Genomic DNA, 18,173 nt, shown 5'->3' with positions numbered 1-18,173 from the left:
GGGCGAGATGGCTCGGAGAACCGATGCTTCCGAGTCACTTCGCAATACGAGCCCAGGCATCTCGCACCGTATGCAGTGCCGTCTCAGCGCTGATCGCCAACCGAGTCTGCCCCGCCAGTTGTGCATTCCAGTCGTCTTCGCCTGGTGCACGATCGAACAGGTGCGAACTAGGGAGCCGACCAGTCGGACCCCACCTCCGGTACAAGTCTCCCGCAACGCTATCGATAGCGCCGGCGTCGCTCAGCGCCCAGAGATCCCATAGGTCACGCGCAGCGCGTCGATCGTGCCATGTTGCCGTCTTACCGGCGGCGAAGGCAGGCAAGGTGGGCACGAGCAGCTCCGCAGGTGGCGCATCGCTGTATCGCTGCTCGAGGCTGCGAAGCTCGGTCGGCCACACCGCTCGTCCGCGTGGCGACAGCAACTGGATCTTGACGGATATGCCGGACGCGGAGCGAAGATTGGCCGCCCCAGTATCCGGGACATTGCTCAGCGGCGGTACCCATTCGAGCCGTCCATAGGTCCGCGCCACTGATCGCGGCAAAGCGGCGTCGAGTTCCGCCGCCAGTGCGGTTCGGTTGTCCAACGCAACCAGATCTATGTCTTCGCTGAGTCTGCCGTTCACCAGATGGGTACGAGCCAGAGCGGTACCGCCGATGAAATGTAGCCGATCACCGAATCCTCGGCTGATCGCCGCCAGCAGATGAGAGATCAGGTGGTCGCGCTCGACCTGCTCCGGGGAGACGCCGAATTGAACTGCGACACTTTCAAGTTCGTCATTTACCATTCCCCACCCAACCCTCCACACGTCGAAGCGCAGCACCGAGACGCTGGTCCGCAGCCAGCTGTGTAAGTATCGCCGAATCACTACGGCGGTAGAGCGTCTCGATCGCCGAACGAACCTCCCCCTCGGCATTACCCAGCCGCGGCCGGCGGGCGAGGTCGAGCACAGTCTGTTCCGGCGTTGTAACCAGCGCCGGGCCCAGGGATGTGTCGATGCGCTCGGCGTCGAGTACGTCGGTGTCACGGCAGACGAACCGGACGTGAGCCGAACGGTCGGTCAACGAGATAGGCCGATGCTGGCTGGGAACCGCGACAACCGCAGTCGCCAACGCACGCGGCACGGCGCCCAGCATGCGAGCCGCGCTGACACCCATGACAATGGCCCGATCTGCGCCGTAAATCGATGACGCGATCCCCGCGGCAGCCGGCTCGAGGCCGGGCAGCCAGGCTCTGCCGACGTACTCCGGCGGGACGACGATGTAGTAGCCGTGCGCGACGCGGTGCAGTACGCCCCGATCCACGAGCCGCGCGATCTCAGGACGCGGCTGAGCATAGATACCGGTCAAGTCCTGCGGCCGGAGTGTTCGCAGCGGGACGCGCCAGAGCTCACTCGGCAGTACAGGGCTGCGGGCCCCAGTCATCAGCATCACCTCAGAGATTATGCATATAGTTGGCTATAACCCAACTAATTGCATAGTAACACCGCATACGTCGACAGGAAATCGAGGTCGGGGCACAGCAGTGGGAAAACGACCTCGGCTTCCCGACCCTGAGCCACCTGAACCGGCCGACTCGTTCCAGACATCTCCATCCGTCGACCTCCGGCATTCTCATGCCACCGAAAGACCGTGTACATGTGTCGTGGGTCCGCGGAGGTATCACCCACCCCGGCTCGTCCGATCTCCCCCTCGGCGATGAGGTCTGTGACAACCCGCGGAACGACAGCGCCGCAATAATCGACCATACGACGGGTAGTCGCAGGGTGTTGTCGCCCGGTCGAGTCCTGGCACCTTCGATGAGGGAGCTGATATGGAAGCCACCACCGCGCAGCAGTCGGGCAAGCTCGACCGCAGCGTTATCGTCACAGGACTCGTCATCGTGTCCGGCATGATCATGGTGGTTCTCGACACCACCATCGTGAACGTCGCCCTGAAGTCGTTGAGCACCGAACTCGGCGCGACCCTGTCCACGACGCAGTGGGTGGTGACCGGTTACCTGCTGGCGGTGGCGCTGGCCATCCCGGTCACCGGGTGGGCGATGGATCGGTTCGGTTCCAGACCGGTCTGGCTCACCGCGGTAAGTCTGTTCGTCGCGGGCTCGGCTCTGTGCGCGACCGCCTGGTCCATCGAAAGCCTGATCGGCTTTCGCATCCTGCAGGGACTCGGCGGCGGCATGCTGCTGCCCGCCGGGCAGGCGATCATCACCCGAGCCGCGGGCGCGCAACGCCTCGGCAGGGCCATGGCCATCCTCGGTGTCCCCATGCTGCTGGGACCGGTATTCGGCCCGGTGATCGGCGGCCTGCTGGTGCAGTACACGAGCTGGCACTGGATCTTCCTCGTCAACGTCCCCGTCGGCGCCCTCGCCCTCGCGCTCGCGGTCTGGAAGCTTCCGCACGGCGACACCCTGCCCGAGCACGGCCGTCTCGACCTGCGAGGGCTGATCCTGCTCTCCGGTAGCCTCGTCTGCCTGCTCTACGGACTTTCCGAGGCCAGCTCACACGGTGGTTTCACCGAGTGGGGCGTGCTCGGCTGGCTCATCGGCGGCGTCGCGGGCCTGGCCCTCTACACCTGGCACAGCCTGCACAAGGGAGCCGACTCGATCGTCGACGTCCGTCTGCTCACCAACCGGCTCTTCGCCGGCGGAACCATCGCGGTGTTTCTCGTCGCCATCGGATTGTTCGGCGGCATGCTGCTACTTCCGCTGTACTACCAGACCGTGCGCGGACAGGGCCCGCTCGACGCCGGCCTGCTCCTCGCACCCCAGGGATTGGGCGCGGTCGTGGCGATGGTGATCGGCGGCCGGCTCACCGACCGCATCGGCGCCGGCTACGTGGTCCCCGTCGGCGTCGTCCTCGCCCTGGTCGGCACCCTCCCCTTCACGCACGTCGGCACCGACACGTCGTACGTCTGGCTCTGTGTGGCCCTGTTCGTCCGCGGTATGGGCCTCGGTTCGGTGATGATGCCGACCATCGCGGCTGCTTACACGGAACTGGGCAAGGACGCCCTGACACGCGCGGCGCCCACACTCTCGGCCATTCAGCAGGTCGGCGCGTCGCTCGGCAGCGCCCTGCTGGTAACGGCGCTGACGCAACACCTCTCCGGGCAATTGACCGAGCACGGAATGCCCTCCGGCAGTAGTGGTTCCGGGCAGATCAGCTCTGTCCCGCCTCAACTGATGCCGGTGGTCGGACCATTGCTCGCCGACTCCTTCGGCTTCGCGTTCTGGGTGGCGTTCGGCCTCACCGCGGTGATCATCGTGCCCGCCATGTTCCTGCCGCGGCATGCCGCGCGGGAGCGTGAGGAGACACCGGTAGCGCCGGGGCTCTGATCGAATCCGATCGCGAAACTCGCACCACCACAAGCTTTCCGGCCGCTCAGGCAATCACCCGGGGCCGCAGCTTCCTCCTCCCTCGATAAGGATGGCCAGGACCTTTTGACGGAATTTTGCGCGGACACTTTGCCGATCCGCCGTGGATATAGTTGAGCACATGGAATACGAGCGAAAGGTGCAGCGCGCCAAGGGGAAAGTCTGGCGCTGGAACGAGAAGCGCGCCACCGGGATAATCGAGACCGTTGACGGTTCGCATGTCTGGTTCGGTCTCGACTCGCTGGGTGAGCACAAGAATTTCGGGGACGTTGTCCTCAACGATCAGGTTGAAGTGGAATATGAAGCAGTTCAACAGGGTTCACATGATCTTAGGGCCGTCAAAGTTACTTGGCCCCTGAGTCTCGCTAGCACAAGCAAGGGCCTAATCCGGATCGCGAAAGTCACACCGCCACCATCACGAGAAACATGTTGAATATCTGCGAAAAGCCTAACGCGTTTGCTCTGCGTGTTAAAAACTTTCACCTCTCCGCGGCGGCACCACGCCAATCGTCGGCAGCACACGGGCGTCTCCCGAGAACCATCATCAGCACCGTGGCCCCTCGAAACCTGCTGTCCAGACACGCCGCCGCAGCCTCCGAACCCGCCCTGACCGACACTCACGTGGAACTGGTCAACTGAGCACGGCAAGCCGGCGACTGACTGAGGTGGTATCACGCTGTGCGGGCACCGTGGTCGTTGGCACGCAATGGATTGTTCGGTGTTCGATAATTCCGAACACCGAACACCACTGTCGAGCACAGGACGGATGTATTCGAAGGTCACAATTGCGGGGCTCAGCATCATGCGCGCTGGAGCGTCGACGTGGCTCGTCGATCACTTTCTGTTCAGAGTCGTTCCGGCGCAGCGATTCCCAGCAGCCCGAGCCCCTGGGCAAGGGTTCGCGCCGTCAGCTGGGACAGGGCGATCCGGTTGCCGCGGACGGGCTCAGCGGCGGTCAGGACGGGGCAGGTGTCGTAGAACCGGGTGAAGGTGCGGGCGAGTTCGTAGACGTAGCCGGCCAGGCGGTGGGGTTCGAGCGTTGCGGCGACCTCCGCGATGGCATCCGCGAATCCGTCCAGGGTGAGTGCGAGTTCTCGCTCGGCGGGCTCGAGGAAGATACTCGGCTCCACCGAAACACCCGTGAGGTCTTCGGCTTTACCCAGAATCGAGCAGATTCGGGCGTGGGCGTATTGCAGGTAGACGCCGGTGTTGCCGTTGAATGCGGTCATGCGCTCCGGGTCGAAGGTGTAGTCCTTGATCCGGCTGGTGGACAGGTCGGCGTATTTCACCGCGCCGATTCCGGCCTGTTCGGCGATGGCATCGAGTTCGGCGGCGGGCAGGTCGGGGTTCTTCTCGGCAACAACGGTGCGGGCGGCGGTAACGGCATCGTCGAGCAGATCCATCAGGCGGACGGTGCCACCGGCGCGGGTTTTGAAGGGGCGGCCGTCTGGACCGAGGACGGTGCCGTAAGGAACATGGTCGACGGTGACGGTGTCGGTGATCCAACCGACCCGACGGGCTGCTTCGAAGACCAACTGGAAGTGCAGGGCTTGGCGGGAATCGGTGACATACAGCAGCCGGTCGGCCTTCAGGGTGGTGATGCGGTAACGGATTGTGGCCAGGTCGGTGCTGTCGTAGCCGTATCCACCGTCACTCTTGCGAACCATCAGCACGGCGGGCGTGTCGTCGGGGCCGGTGACCTCTTCCGAGGCCACGACGATCGCGCCGTCGCTGGCGACAGCGACGGCCTTGTCGAGGAGTTCGGTGACGGTGTCGGCGAGCATCGGGTTGTAGAAGGACTCCCCGGCATAGTCGTCGGAGGTGAGCAGAACGCCCAGACGGTCATAGATCGCGCCGAATGCCTTCTCCGATTCGGCGACGATCTCCTTCCACCGGGCTACCGTCTGCTCGTCACCGGTTTGCAGGGCGACCACACGCCGTCGCGCACGATCGGCGAAGTCAGGGTCGGCGTCGAACTGGGACCGTGCAGCTTTGTAGAGCGCGTCCAAGGCCGAGACCGCACTGACCTGGTTATCGGTGAGATCGTCCTGGTGCCAGGGGTTTTCGGGGTGCTCATCGATGTATTGGATGAGCATTCCGAACTGGGTTCCCCAGTCGCCGAGATGGTTCGCGCGGATCACCTCGGCGCCGAGAAAACCGAGAACACGGGCGAGGCTGTCACCGATGATGGTGGTGCGCAGATGCCCGACGTGCATTTCCTTGGCTACGTTCGGTCCCGAATAGTCGATCACCACCCGGTGCCCGGTTTCGTCGGCGGGAACGCCGAGCCGGTCGTCGGCCAGCCTGGCGGAGACCTGTGACCAGATCGCAGCATCGGAGACGGTGATGTTCAGGAAGCCTGGTCCCGACACCGTCACGGACTCGACAGCCCCGGGGCCAGTGCCTTCGAGATGCTGTACCAGCGAGTGTGCCAGTTCGATGGGTTTCGTCCCGGTCTTCTTCGCCAGCGGCAGCGCAGCGTTCGATTGGAAGTCGGCGCGATCGGATCGTCGCACCACCGGGTCGGCTCCTGCCAGATCGGGTCGGACTCGGGCGATCGCCTCCGACACAGCGGCAGCGACAGATCCGAGCAGCGGCACAACACCGGCAGGGCTCACCTGGGATTCCTTTCCTGAACGACAGTGGGCACCGATTATCTCAGCGACCTCTGTTTGCATGACTTTCAAGGTGGGTGCGGGCTTTTGGCCGAACCCGCGCACCGGGGAGAACCTCGAGGTCTCCCGCTGCGACGAGCGCCGCCATTCCCATCGCGACGACCGAACGGAGGTGGGTGGTGGGCATGTATCCGAGAAAGTTCTTACAGAGGCCGAGACTGACATGGGAGCTCTTGTGTCGGAACGTGATTGGGGCGCGAGCCGACGCCGTCAGCCGCCTCTTCCTCTCCCCTCTCGTCCGCGCTCTCTTGCTCGTGATCGCTCCGCCCTGCCACCGCGCGTCGAACCCGCGGACGGAGGCTCACGGTGTGGTGACTCCAACCCCGGTGTCGGCCGACTGAGAAGTAGCAGATCGGCTACGTCCGGCGGCAGCCTCGCCCGCAGGTGTGCGTCCGCCTGCTCCCGTTGCTGCCGCGCCCTTTCCGTCGTCTCTCGCTCCAGCCGCGCGCGTTCTTCGGCTTTGGCGGCTTCCTCGAGGCGAGCATGGTCCGCGGCGTCGGCTGCTTCACGAGCCTGACGGACCTGTTCTGCATACGCGTTCATCTCGTGCAATTCCGCGTGCAGGCGCGCTTCGCGCGCAACGCGGGCCTCCTTGACCTCCCGATCTCGACGCTTGATGCCCCTCATGACCTCCCCGAATTCGCGTGCCACCCGCTCAGAGGCTTCGCGGATTTTCTGTTCTCGCGCTTCGCGGCGGTGCTGCTCCTCACACAGCCGCAGCCGCTCGGCGGCCTCACGCACCTTCGGCAGCCGCTCCGCCGCCCGCCGCCGCCGATCTTCGCGATCCCTCCGCTGCTGCTCGCGTTCATGCAGGCGCCGAGCTGCCACGCGAACCTTCTCGAGTCGCTGAGCCGCGCGCTGACGCCGTTGCAGCGCTTGCGCGTTGTACAGCTCCAGCTGCCGACTGTCCTTTTCGCGCTCGCGGCCGTTCGCATAGATTTGCGTTGCCTGGGTTCGCGAAATGATCTGATGAGTAAATCGGTCCGGAAAGTCGCGGGATAACTTGTCGATCAGCTCCCGCGCTGTCTTCGAGATCTTCTCGCCTTCCACCGTGCGTAACCGGTACTGGCTGACGACGTTCTCGCTGAGCAGATAGTGATCTTTGCGGAGTTGGTTTTCGTCCTTCTTGCCGCCGAGCCGCCCCGACTTGTCCTCGATGCTGTCGACGCGGCCGCGCTCGCGTCCACTGGCTCTGGCCTTGTCGAACCGCCTCTTGCCGAATGGCGTGGCGTACTCGCGCGACTGCTGCTGATAGCCCCGCTGTCGATCGCGGAAATACCTGTCGGTGCCGTTCTCGAAGATCCGGCCACGCGTATTGCTGTCATGGCCGCGTCGGATGTCGTCGTAGCTGTCGCCGGACATGGCTCACCCACCCCCGAATATCGAAAGTCGATTGCGAAACGCGCCTGACTTACTCGACTGCTAATCGGAAGCGGATAACGCTGTCAGACAGCAGGTTTGGATCTATCGACGATCGCGGCGCAGACAGTCGTCGAGAATTGACAACACGGCACCGAATTCGCCGGTTGCGGTGAGTTCGGCCATGTGGGTCATGGACACGATGCTGGGCTGGTCGCCCTCGAATTGCACGCAGGGCCCGAAGTCGGTGTAGAGCAGTTCGCCCCACTCGGGGTTGTTCACCCAGATCATGCCCGTGCGGCGGATGAAACCCTCGCCGAGGAAGCGGACAAGCTGATCGGCGATCTCGCGGTTGTCCGCTGCGGTCAGAGCATCGAGGTTTGGGAACACGGCGGCGATCCGCTCGCCGAGGCGATCGAAGACTTCCGGCTCCCACCAATTCGGTTGATCCACCGACGGATTGAGCGTATCGGCGAGGAACGTTCGGACGGCCTGCTTCATCCGGGCCGGCTCGAGCCAGTCCAGCCACGCCTGTGTCTTGTCGTCGAATTCGATGTCGAAACCGATCTGCTCGGCGTCGCTCATATCGGGCTCCCGTCGTCGGTTGGTTGCTGGTCAGACTAGCTCGGCGCACTGTCACAGTTCGTCGTTCTCCTCGTCCTCGATGCGCTGACGTATCTCGTCCACTGAGCGGCCTTTCGAGATGCAGCTCGGCCAACACCACACGCCGGATAAGACGGTGAGCAGCACACCGGCAGTGACCGCACAGAAGATCCAGACGCCGGTCACGGAAGAGCCCACAGCCGTTCGCACGGCAGCCGACGCCACCCTCGGCCCGGCGCTTCGAAGGTCACGCTCACGGCCGGGTAGTCGGCGCACCAGTACACGACGAACCGCATCGCGGCCGATACGCACGCCACAAACTTCAGTTCATGTTCGCTGGGGACCGTGATCAGGACGCAGAGGCCGATATCCGGCTCGTCCGGCAGCGGCGATTCATGTTGAGCTTCAGCGGGATTGGCGAAACTCATCGCATCCCGCTACTGCTTCCCGACTGGAGAATATTCGGCCAGGCCGGCCAGAACCTCGAGCAGCGTTTCCAGGTTCACGCCCTCCGGTAGCGGGGCGTCGCTGTCAGGTCGCGGTCGGAAGGGAATGCCGCGGGCAGCGGCGCGCTCGCGCGGGGTGTCGACGGGCGGGACGATCTTGCCCTCGCGCACAAGGAAGCTGTAAGCGCTCGACTTTCGCGCGCACGAAATCGCGTGACACTTCAAGTGCTGCTGCATGATTCGTTGCGCTGAGACCACCGTGAGCGGCTGTTCCGGATGCCTATGAGCCGCGTCGTCCGGGCTCAGCACCGCTGCAGCCCACGTCACCGGAGGACAGACCGTCTCCAGATCGAACAGCTCGCACACCCGGCTCGGGGTGTGCCCGACGGTTTCCAGGTCGTAGACGATCATCGCATCGACACCCAGGCCGGCGGCGAGACCGAGCGCGTAGCCAATCGGGTCGGCATCGTCTGCTGGTGGCTGCACCGTGTAGGCGTACACGTACCCCATGCGCTCGGCATGGCGACGGATCTGCTCAGCGTGCAGTGGCGCTCGCGAGCCCGATACATCGGCACGTATCAGGCCGATCGCGATGGTGCGCTGCACATTCCGTGTTCCGGTATTCATGCCCTGTCCTCTCGTTTGGCCATCCTGGTCGACGCCCGCCGCCGTGCCTCGATGTCGTAGGCGGATTTGCCCCGCTCGACCCGTTCCGGCCAAACGACTGCCAGCAGACCCACCACCACGGGAATTCCTATCGCCGCGCTCCGTCCCCACGACATCGCCGTCACCGCGCATTGCCGTCCGACACAAGGCGATTGGTTTCGACCAACCATTGCCTCGCCTGCCGCTCGACCGGGCAGTCACACACGGCACAGTCGAGATTGGCTAGCGTGATGATGTGGGCACTCCCCACGTTGCTCACCGGAACGCGGTCGAGATTCATGCTGTTCTGCTCCTCCGGGCTGTTTCACTGGTAAGGCACCCGCCGCCGAGGAGCGTTTGCCACCGACCAGGGGTGTCACTGCTGGGTTGATCGGCGCGCCGAAAGCACCGGCATCGACCCGGCGGCGGGGCCTGGATCAACCTTGGCGTTGGAGGATTTGCATTGAAAGGTTGACGCGGGGCACGCTGGTATACGCTCGGTTCACGCTGGTACACGCACCTCCGGCAGGGGATGAGGTATTGGGTATGCAGGGCATATGGACCGGTGCCGACGCGACAGCTTTGCGCGAAGCGCTGGGGTTGTCTCAACCCCAATTCGCCCAGCGCGCAGGAATCGCTGTGTCGACTGTGAAGAAGTGGAAGCGCCGAGGAACGACCGTCCAACTTCCGTCCTTCTTCGCCGAGTTGATGAGCACCATGCTGGAGCAGGCGACGCCCGACCAGCGGCGGCGCTTCGTCGCGCATCAGCGCTCTTCACGGGTTGCCCCGACTGCCGGCACGTCGCATCCTGCCCACATCGAGGTCGTTTTCCCGGATTCGGGCGTGGACATATGGTCCGCTGACTGCACGACAATCGCCCATGACCTGACGAGGAAGGATCTGGTGTTGGACCGGCGCCAAATATCGAAAGCACTCGCAGGCGTCGTAGCGGGCTTAGCGCTGCTCGAACCACTGGAACGATGGTTGTCGACCCAAACCGACTGCACGACAATGGACCATCTGGGCATCGGCTCTGGTTATCAGGAGATCGAACAGCTGGAGAACACCGCACGGGTGTTTCGCGAGTGGGATGATCAGTTCGGTGGCGGTTTGCGTAGGAAGGCCGTTGTCGGCCAGCTCAGCGAGGTCAACGAGATGCTTCGGGATGCTCACCCGCCGCAGATCAAGCGTCGATTGCTGCGCGTTCTGGCACTGCTTGCCGAAACGGCGGCCACAATGTCGTGGGACTCGAGTGAGCAGGAAACGGCGCAGAAGTACTACATGCTCGCGATCCGTGCAGCGAACGCCGCCGATGATCCAGCCCTGTGCGCCAACGCAATCGCGGGGATGGCCCGCCAATTGATGTCGTTGGACCACTACGGCACGGCCTTCCAACGGGCAGACAGTGAACGCGAACGTGCCGTAGACGCGCTGGAACTCATTCGGCTCGCCCAGGACCGCTTCGCCGATCGCGTGACTCCGACAGTACGGGCGATGCTGCATACGAGGGAGGCGTGGGCATACGGCAAGCTGGGCCGGCTATCCGCGTTTCGCCGGTCCTGCGATAAGGCGGACAGCGCCTTCGCTGATTGCGACCCGTCGGAGGATCCCTACTGGATCAACTACTTCGACGCTGCGGAACTCCGCGGCACCCTCGGCGGTCGCCTACTCGAAATTGCCCGCCACGAACCATCATTCGCCGGAGAGGCAGCGGAGTCCATCAGCAACGCGATCTCACTGCGGCAATCGAATCGATTGCGGAGCTCGGCACTCGACCAACTGGGTATAGCGGAGGCGCGAATGATCGAAGGCGAGCTCGAGGAGGCGTGCCGTCTTGGTCAGGCCGCGTTGGATACGGTCGAGAAGACCGGATCGGACCGTGTGCGGAAGAAGTTGCTGAGGGTGTACAACCAGACCGAGCAATTGCAGAGCGTCGGCGCGGTGGCCGAGCTGAGAGACCGTATGCGACCGATGGTTTCGGTGTCTGTGTAGAGGAGTTGTGGATGGTGCGTATCGGCGTTACCGGGCATATGAACATCACGCCGGAGACGGCCCGGCTGGTGTACGACGAGATCGTCGGTCATCTGGTCGATGCGGGTGATCCGGCTGACTTGGTCGGTGTGAGCTGCATCGCCCGTGGAGCCGACTCGGTGTTCGCGCAGGCCGTTCTCGATCGAGGCGGGCGCCTGGAAGTGGTGCTCCCGTCGCGGAATTACCGCGAGCGGAAGGTAAAGCAGGACCATGCCGAGCTGTTCGATGAATTGTTGCGCCGAGCCGATACGGTGCGTGTGATGGATTTCAATGACGCCGGTGCCGACGCCTACGAAGCTGCGAACCAGGCTGTGCTCGGGTCGTGCGATCGACTGATCGCTGTGTGGGACGGCCAGGCCGGCGAACGCAGTGGGACGGGAACCGTTGTCGCGCTGGCGCAGCAGAAGGAACTGCCCGTAGAAATCGTGTGGCCCGACGGTGCAGTTCGCGCGTAGTCGGTTTTACGAAAAGGAGACATCCGCCCAGCACAAACATGCGAAGGGAATAGTTGAAGCGAAGATTGGTTCCGTAGATTGCATAATTACGCTATTATTGCCAATCCAAAGGCGGAAATCCGTTCGGTGATATTACTTTGAAAACGCTTTCAAGCACATCTCCGAGCAGTTGACCCCCTCACCTTTAGGCGTCGATCGGTCGAAGACCTGGCCGAAGATCGTTAGGATTCTCGCGACTTCCCGGTATCCGGAAAACAACAACCAGGCATGGTTCTACTTCATCGGACCTCTGGACTTCTTCTATCCACACGCTGTCAAACAAGTTCACCGCCCCTTCTGAGCCCACCGTCTTGTCCAGGACGAGCAAGACAGCAAAGGAAGGACCTGTATTCTGATATTCAGCAGCCTGCGCTACATATTTTCTCAAACCGTTTCGACTGGCATCCTTGTCCTCTATCTTGCATTCAACATTGATTTGCGCCGCCGGAAAAGTGAAGAGTATATCCACGCGCCCACCAGCTTTATCGATCACTTCGGAGTGAACAATCCGAAATAGCGATGTGCCGTAGACGAAACTGAGGTAGTGCTGATGAAACAGGGCCTCGTCTACCTTCTGCTTCTTCCCGTCCTTGTCGCGCAGGCGAAGGTATTCCGTATAGCCTCCTCCCATTTTGCGGCCGACCTCGTAGGAGAAGCACATAAAGTTTATTGTGACGTCCAGGAGGACGAGAAAGGCTTCAGCTACACCTGCACACCAGTCGCCCGATCGCTCCAGTCGCTCTACAAGCGACCTCATGAGTCGGCTGTATTTGGGGTCAGCTGCGGCCACAGCCAGATCGTCAGTGTCTCGCAATGCGAGCTCCAGCCTGTCGAGGACAAGTTCATCATTGTTGGCCACAATCTCGGGGAAGTCGTGCGAGAGCTGGCGCGCGAGTTGGTGCCAGCGCCGAGCTTTTCCCAGATCGACCCCTTCGGACGTTGTTGAAGCTTCCCTTTCGTCCAGCCTCGCAACCAGAGCCGCATCGAGCATTTGAGCTCCAGGGTCGCCCCGCAACTCTCTGTCGTTCGCCAACGCGTACCTGAGGATCCGCAGTCGATTTTCGTTCTGCAGGAAGACGTCTTCGATCACTGGAGACACGAGCGTTTCGACAACACATTGCGCAGGTGCATCTGCAAGGACGGTCAGGGTGTGGTGCGCCGTGTATGCACCTACGAGCGCCGTCAAGATGCCGTGCCCGTGCTCATACCAAGGATCATCCCGCCCCATGTAATTTGCTGCGTCATCCAGCAGAGCAATGAGCTTTGCCCATGACGCTATGTCCTCCTGGCGCGACCTACTCCACGACGGAGTATTGGTGCGCATTCGCCACGAATGGTATCGCTGCAGGCTTTCATGCAAAACGGCGGCTGCATTCGAAACCCGCTCGGGCGCGTCGGGGGCCGACAGACCTAGCAGCCCGTCGATCGCGGCCAAGTAGATCGTGGCGTCCAATCTGTCTGGGTCCGTCTCGGCCAACGCAATTAGTTGGCTGCGAACGGTCGAAAGACGAGAGATGATCGCTTGATAGCCGTGTTGTTCGAGAGCGCTCCGTATGTCGGAAAGCGCGAGCTCAAAAGCTGCGTCGCGAAAAGTATGGTCGAACGGTAGACAACGCTCAAGAGCTTCACGCATGCCGGCCCCCGGAAGGTGAGCATCCAGAGCACCTAATAGCCGAGGGAGCCTGACTGCGAATTCTTTCGGCAGTGCTGCGACGTCCTCGGTAACCTCGTCCAGCTTCCCCGCAAGCTGGGCCGCCGTCGTCACTTTTGCCATCGCCAGTTGCAGCAGGCATTCAGCGGAATCAGCTCCGATGAGCGCTACTGCCGGATCTTCGGTCGCCTCGCCAGCGGCGGTGATTCTGTCGAGGAGCGCCTTCGCAACCGCCCTCCCCCCTAGCGCGCGGACTAGCCCCGGTTGAGCCGCGAGAGAATCGAGCGCTTCAGCGAAAGCTAAGTGTCGAGTCGAATTGGTCAGTCCGGCGACGATCGTGTCAGCGAGCGCCGGCGTTAGACCACGATTGACGTCCTTTCCAGCGGCGGTGACCAGATATCCGAGAAATGGTCCCCCTATGAAGTAGTCGGCTTGGGCGACGATTTCGTCGGGGCCACCAAGCTCCTCAATGGTTGGGCCGCAGGCAAGCTCGGTGGAGGGTGTCCTGCGTGCCCACGCCTCGATTCGCGCGTCCATGGGATGCACTGTCCCTCCTCGCGTTCAGCGCCGTGTACGGTTTGACCATCGCTCAGAACAACTCACGCTCGCGCGGCCCGGTAAGGATGCGGTCCCTCGGGAAGATCGTCCATATCGGCTCCTCGATCGAGGTGATGATCACCTGCATGTCTGGGACACTCTCCGCGGTCTCGTAAAGGGCGGACAGAACCTGATACTTAACTTCCGGAGTCAGTTCATCTGCGGTCGGAGCATCGACGAGCAGCAGTCCCGGGTGCGACATAATTCCACGACGACGTCCGATATTGATCATCCCGACGACGGTCGCGATCCGCATTCGAAGGCGGTCCACAGGGCTGAACTTCTTGAACGAATGTCTCGCTCCCGACTTCACGGCATTGAGGTGCCCCGCAAGGTTCAGATTGACGCTCGTCAAGTTCGTTACTCCCAAACGACGGGCGATACGGACGATCTCTTCGTTCAATTCGGCGAAGAGCGCACGGCTGTTCGCGTCCACCAACTCTTTGAGAACACTGCTCGTTGCGGTCAGGACGTGCATCTCACCGATCGCGGCGTCGACCAGACTCGTCTCTTCCACGCTCACAGTGTCAATGGCCTTCATAAGGACGTCAGAGGTTGTTACCTCACGTTCGCCAGTTACTACCGCGAGGGCACCCTGCAGCTGCTGAACTTCCTGTTTGCACTCTTCATAGCGGATGAACCATTGGCCTGATCGCGCAGCATTCAGCTCTTCAGAAGCTTCTTCGTAGCGCGCCCGTGCGGTGGCGAGTGCGTTCGCGGACTTGCCCATCACAGCGGCACACTGTTCTTCCACCAGCCTTGAGGCGGCGAGGCGTGCGTCAATCTCCGCGATGGCGTCGGTCTCGGATTGCGGATGCATAATGTCGGGTAGCGGGTTCACGCAGACCGAACAGCGATGTTCGACGTCCTCTGCGATCCGCCGCGTGTCGTCAATCTCGTGGTCGCAGCGGGGGCATGCTTCCGGTTCCAACGCACCCAGCAGTAAGCGTGCCGCTCCGCTTTGTTTGAAGCGGCGTTCCTCACGTTGATCCCGTTGCCTGGCCTTCCGCGATGCTGCGTATTGCTCGCTAGCCTCATCGTGTCTTGCCCTGCAGGCCGCCAATTCCTCGCCAGCTCGTGCCACATCGTCGGCGAGCTTTCCTATGTCCGGACCTCCAGCCTCTACAGCGCGTAACCGCTGCTCTGCGTCGACCAGCGCATTTCGCAATGGAGCAATCTTGTCATGGCGACTCCGAGCATCATCCTCAGCACGACGTACAACACGACTGGCTTCCTGAGTGAACACTTTTGTCAGGGATGAGGTCCGACTTAATTCTGGCGCGAAGGGCACATTCAAAAAAAGTTGCATCAGTTTCACCGGAAGCTGACCGACGACCGTGGGTCCCAACAGGATACTGTCGCTGGCGGAATTGAGAGCGATCGCATAGAAGTAGCTAGCCCAGCCGTGTACACGCTCAGCGCCATCTCGTTCGCCGTCGGCGGTGGCTGAGGCGCCCTGCTCCGAAGTCCAAACCGACAGAGGCCGGAGCCCCAGACGTTCCATCATGAATCGCCCGATCAGTGTTCGAACCCCGCTTGGCCCAGCGCTCGCCATCACGTGCACGTCAGGGTGATCTTCGCACCGGCCGTCGAGGGCGAGTAGATCCTCGATCGTGTTAGCGGTCAGTAGTCTCACGCTCGGGCGCCCAGGCTCTTCGAACAACAGCCGAATTGAGGCAGCGGCCCCGCCTACGACCACGTCGGCGCGAACATACTGAAACCATCCCCTCGTTTCGGGCCTGGCGAAACCATCGAAACCTTCCCCCCGCAGTGCGAAACTGAGTGCCCAAAGCAGGCTCGACTTGCCCGCCGAGTTGATCCTGCTGGCGATCACCCACGGTCCGCGGCCCAGCCGCATATCACAGGCAAATGGGCCATCGTTGCTGTCGGTACCCGACTTCTCACCGTCACAATACAAACGGTGCACGACCAGTTCCCGTTTGGTCGGCAACGGGCCCGTCAGCTCTAACCCATGTTTGGTAAGAATTTCAGCCACAAGTTCAGGGGCGACGTTGTTACCCAACCGCTCGGCGACTTGCTCGTGCAGCATCTGTTCACTCGGGACCAGCATGTTCGCAGTCACGCCGCGTCACCATCCAATGTAGCAACCCGAAGTTGCGCCAATCGTTTTCGAGCCTGCTCGGCGATCGAAGGGATCATCTCTCCCACTGGAGTGGAGGCGTAATCTCGCTGTAGATACTGTCGCTTGCGCAGCGCCAACCCGGTGTGTCCTGTAGCGTCAGCAAGAGCCCGCACCAGCACCGCGCGTTCGGTGTACCAGGCCAACTCAGGAAACTCGGCCGTCGCACGGTCTGCGATCTCACGCCCCTTCTGTGTGAGGTAGTAGTTGTCCTGGATCACCTTCCCGGTCACGTTGCGTTTGGTCTCAATCATCAGCAATCGTGGCGCGACCAGCACACTCAAGGCGCGGTCCAAGTGCTCGAACGCACCAAAAAGATATCTCAGCATCGGAATAGCGCAGATTTCGGGCTCTTCCGAATCGAGGATGCTACCGGCGATCTCCAGAGCCTGCGAATCATGTTCACGCTCATAGTCGTTCAATAGCTCGTCGGCAAGGTAGTCAGGATTCCGCAGCCAGAAATCGAGCTTCTGCAGACGACTCTCTGACCGAACCACCGCCACCGCGGTCGCCGGTGCCCCCTTAGCTGATATCTCGTCGAGCGGGTCCGCAGTACCCGCAATCAGAAGCAGAAGCCGAATCGCGTCGGCAAACCGATCCCCTCCGTCATCCCCTTGCATGAACTTACCGTAGCGAGTGGCGGGACCGCACGCGAGCGGTTCAACCTCTTCAATCATTGTCAAGAAGGTTATGGAAGTGGCGCCGATGCTGGTACCTACACATTAGCTCAGGAGTCGCCGCCCACGGCATCACCGTGTCCGAGCTGGATGGCTTGTAGAACGATCAGTTGCGGTACAACGTCTCTCGTGCCTGAGTATAGGTGCTGCGGATCTGCAGACCCACGGCACCTTCACCGGGTGGAATCTCGACGCTCGCCGCCGCAGGCCACCGCGGCGGCTCGGTGCCGCCCTGTAATGCCCACGCGGCCTGTCGCGCGGCGCCGAGGGCGACATACTCCTCTGGCTCCGGCACGGTTACCGCCGCACCGAAGATCTGCGCGGCGGTCTCGGCTACGAGCGCCGAACGCGAAGCGCCGCCGATCAGGAGTACTCGCCGGGGTGTCGCGCCGGCAGCACGCAGTCGGTCGAGCGCGTCTGCCATATTGCACAGCATCCCTTCGACTGCGGCGCGGGCCAGATGTGCGGGGCGCATTGTCTCCATGCTCAAACCGTGCAGGCTGCCTGTCGCGTGCGGGAGATTCGGGGTGCGTTCGCCGGACAGGTATGGCAGCAGTACGACTCCGGCGGCGCCTGGTGGGGCCTGGCGGGCCATCGCATCGAGTTCGCTTAGCGGGATTCTCAGGGCTGTGGCTGTTGCCTCGAGCACTCGGGCGGCGTTGAGCGTACACACCAACGGCAGGAATTGTCCTGTCGCATCCGCAAATCCGTTGACGAACGGATCGGTGTGCAGCAGCGAGGTGCGCGCGAACGCCGTCCCGCTGGTGCCCAGCGAGATCACCACGTCGCCATCTCCGATCCCGAGCCCGAGCGCCGCAGCCGCGTTGTCCCCCGCGCCCGCGGCGACCAGAGCGCCCGATGCGGTGCGTCCGGCGCTCTCGGACGGTTCCACCACCCTCGGAAGTTGCGGGGTCCGGTCACGGAAGGCCAAGGCCAGCAGATCTTCTCGATACCGGCCCTCCACCGCGGACCAGTATCCAGTGCCCGAGGCGTCGCTGCGATCGGTGGTGGGTGCGGCACCACTACCACCAAGCAATCGCCAGGTGAGGTAGTCGTGCGGCAACATCACTCGGGTGACCCGGTCCGCGAGTTCGGGCTCGTGATCGGCCATCCAGCGCAGTTTCGCGGCGGTGAAGGCGGCGACCGGGACGCTGCCGACTGCGTCCAGCCACGCCTGCGGGCCGCCCAGTTCCGCGACGAGGTCGTCAGCCGCCTCGGCCGAGCGAACGTCGTTCCACAGCAGGGCATCTCGCACCGGGCGGTGCGAATCGTCGAGCGCCACCAGGCCGTGCTGCTGGCCGGCGATCGACACCGCGTCGACCTTGTCGAGCAATCCCTCCCCCGCCTGTTGCAATGCGGTCCACCATGCCTCAGGCGGGACCTCGGTTCCGTCAGGGTGCGGCGCGGATCCCCGCGCCAACACCTCACCGGTGTCCGCGTCGCACACCACGACCTTGCAGGATTGGGTGGAGCTGTCCACTCCGGCGAC

17 protein-coding genes are annotated in these 18,173 nt (G+C 62.6%); 4 read left to right on the top strand and 13 right to left on the bottom strand.

Going from position 1 to position 18,173, the window contains the following annotated elements; all coding sequences use genetic code 11:
• Nucleotides 1-34: 34 nt before the first annotated feature.
• Together NN2_RS36150 and NN2_RS07690 are read right to left on the bottom strand one after the other, a co-directional pair.
• Nucleotides 35-784 (bottom strand): nucleotidyl transferase AbiEii/AbiGii toxin family protein, encoded by a 750-nt coding sequence (locus NN2_RS36150; RefSeq protein ID WP_082856803.1) that lies wholly within the window; start codon nucleotides 782-784, stop codon nucleotides 35-37.
• The gene (locus NN2_RS07690; protein WP_245658598.1) at nucleotides 774-1,427 is read right to left on the bottom strand and encodes a type IV toxin-antitoxin system AbiEi family antitoxin domain-containing protein; all 654 of its coding nucleotides are present in this window, start codon (nucleotides 1,425-1,427) and stop codon (nucleotides 774-776) included. The genes NN2_RS36150 and NN2_RS07690 overlap by 11 nt, the downstream gene beginning before the upstream one ends.
• Nucleotides 1,428-1,809: 382 nt before the next feature.
• On the opposite strand from NN2_RS07690, the gene NN2_RS07685 reads away from it, so the two are divergent.
• Together NN2_RS07685 and NN2_RS36995 are read left to right on the top strand one after the other, a co-directional pair.
• Nucleotides 1,810-3,327 carry a DHA2 family efflux MFS transporter permease subunit gene (locus NN2_RS07685; protein ID WP_063011693.1) on the top strand — a complete coding sequence of 506 codons (1,518 nt, stop codon included), beginning with the start codon at nucleotides 1,810-1,812 and terminating at the stop codon, nucleotides 3,325-3,327.
• 160 nt (nucleotides 3,328-3,487) lie between these two features.
• Entirely contained in the window at nucleotides 3,488-3,799 is a 312-nt protein-coding gene (locus NN2_RS36995) for a hypothetical protein (RefSeq protein WP_156511258.1), read from the top strand.
• 412 nt (nucleotides 3,800-4,211) lie between these two features.
• Here the strand turns inward: NN2_RS36995 and argS are convergent, their stop codons facing one another.
• The 7 genes from argS to NN2_RS36980 form a co-directional block, all read right to left on the bottom strand.
• Nucleotides 4,212-6,206, bottom strand: a complete 1,995-nt coding sequence (gene argS / locus NN2_RS07680; protein ID WP_245658591.1) for an arginine--tRNA ligase — start codon at nucleotides 6,204-6,206, stop codon at nucleotides 4,212-4,214.
• 45 nt (nucleotides 6,207-6,251) lie between these two features.
• A complete protein-coding gene (locus tag NN2_RS36990) occupies nucleotides 6,252-7,403 on the bottom strand; it encodes a hypothetical protein (protein WP_156511257.1) in 1,152 nt (383 codons plus the stop codon).
• Nucleotides 7,404-7,505: 102 nt separating this feature from the next.
• Entirely contained in the window at nucleotides 7,506-7,985 is a 480-nt protein-coding gene (locus NN2_RS07670) for a hypothetical protein (protein WP_063011687.1), read from the bottom strand.
• A 51-nt stretch (nucleotides 7,986-8,036) separates the two neighbouring features.
• Nucleotides 8,037-8,189, bottom strand: coding sequence for a hypothetical protein (locus NN2_RS36985; protein ID WP_156511256.1), 153 nt, complete (start codon nucleotides 8,187-8,189; stop codon nucleotides 8,037-8,039).
• On the bottom strand, nucleotides 8,186-8,431 hold the full coding sequence (locus tag NN2_RS07665) for a hypothetical protein (protein WP_063011685.1): 246 nt from the start codon (nucleotides 8,429-8,431) through the stop codon (nucleotides 8,186-8,188). Before NN2_RS07665 ends, NN2_RS36985 begins: the two co-directional genes overlap by 4 nt.
• Nucleotides 8,432-8,440: 9 nt before the next feature.
• Nucleotides 8,441-9,055: a hypothetical protein gene (locus NN2_RS07660; RefSeq protein ID WP_156511255.1), complete on the bottom strand. Its 615-nt coding sequence runs from the start codon at nucleotides 9,053-9,055 to the stop codon at nucleotides 8,441-8,443.
• A gap of 181 nt (nucleotides 9,056-9,236) precedes the next feature.
• Nucleotides 9,237-9,395, bottom strand: coding sequence for a hypothetical protein (locus tag NN2_RS36980; protein ID WP_156511254.1), 159 nt, complete (start codon nucleotides 9,393-9,395; stop codon nucleotides 9,237-9,239).
• 245 nt (nucleotides 9,396-9,640) lie between these two features.
• Here NN2_RS36980 and NN2_RS36975 point away from each other — a divergent pair, with 245 nt between their 5' ends.
• On the top strand, nucleotides 9,641-11,086 hold the full coding sequence (locus NN2_RS36975; protein WP_156511253.1) for a helix-turn-helix domain-containing protein: 1,446 nt from the start codon (nucleotides 9,641-9,643) through the stop codon (nucleotides 11,084-11,086).
• A gap of 11 nt (nucleotides 11,087-11,097) precedes the next feature.
• Nucleotides 11,098-11,580: a hypothetical protein gene (locus tag NN2_RS07645; RefSeq protein ID WP_063011674.1), complete on the top strand. Its 483-nt coding sequence runs from the start codon at nucleotides 11,098-11,100 to the stop codon at nucleotides 11,578-11,580.
• Between the two features lie 184 nt (nucleotides 11,581-11,764).
• Here NN2_RS07645 and NN2_RS07640 read toward each other — a convergent pair whose 3' ends face one another.
• From NN2_RS07640 to xylB, 4 genes are all read right to left on the bottom strand, one after another.
• The gene (locus NN2_RS07640) at nucleotides 11,765-13,807 is read right to left on the bottom strand and encodes a hypothetical protein (protein ID WP_156511252.1); all 2,043 of its coding nucleotides are present in this window, start codon (nucleotides 13,805-13,807) and stop codon (nucleotides 11,765-11,767) included.
• Between the two features lie 52 nt (nucleotides 13,808-13,859).
• The gene (locus NN2_RS36970; RefSeq protein ID WP_156511251.1) at nucleotides 13,860-15,950 is read right to left on the bottom strand and encodes a hypothetical protein; all 2,091 of its coding nucleotides are present in this window, start codon (nucleotides 15,948-15,950) and stop codon (nucleotides 13,860-13,862) included.
• Complete coding sequence (locus tag NN2_RS07630; RefSeq protein WP_218022003.1) at nucleotides 15,947-16,684, bottom strand: hypothetical protein; 738 nt, start codon at nucleotides 16,682-16,684, stop codon at nucleotides 15,947-15,949. Before NN2_RS07630 ends, NN2_RS36970 begins: the two co-directional genes overlap by 4 nt.
• A 106-nt stretch (nucleotides 16,685-16,790) precedes the next feature.
• Complete coding sequence (xylB, locus tag NN2_RS07625; RefSeq protein WP_082856801.1) at nucleotides 16,791-18,164, bottom strand: xylulokinase; 1,374 nt, start codon at nucleotides 18,162-18,164, stop codon at nucleotides 16,791-16,793.
• Between the last annotated feature and the right edge of the window lie 9 nt (nucleotides 18,165-18,173).

The sequence above is a fragment of the Nocardia nova NBRC 15556 genome, assembly GCF_001613005.1.
GTDB lineage: Bacteria > Actinomycetota > Actinomycetes > Mycobacteriales > Mycobacteriaceae > Nocardia > Nocardia nova.
The sequence above is the reverse complement of the archived record's forward strand: the minus strand, read 5'-3'. Positions and strand labels throughout refer to the sequence as shown.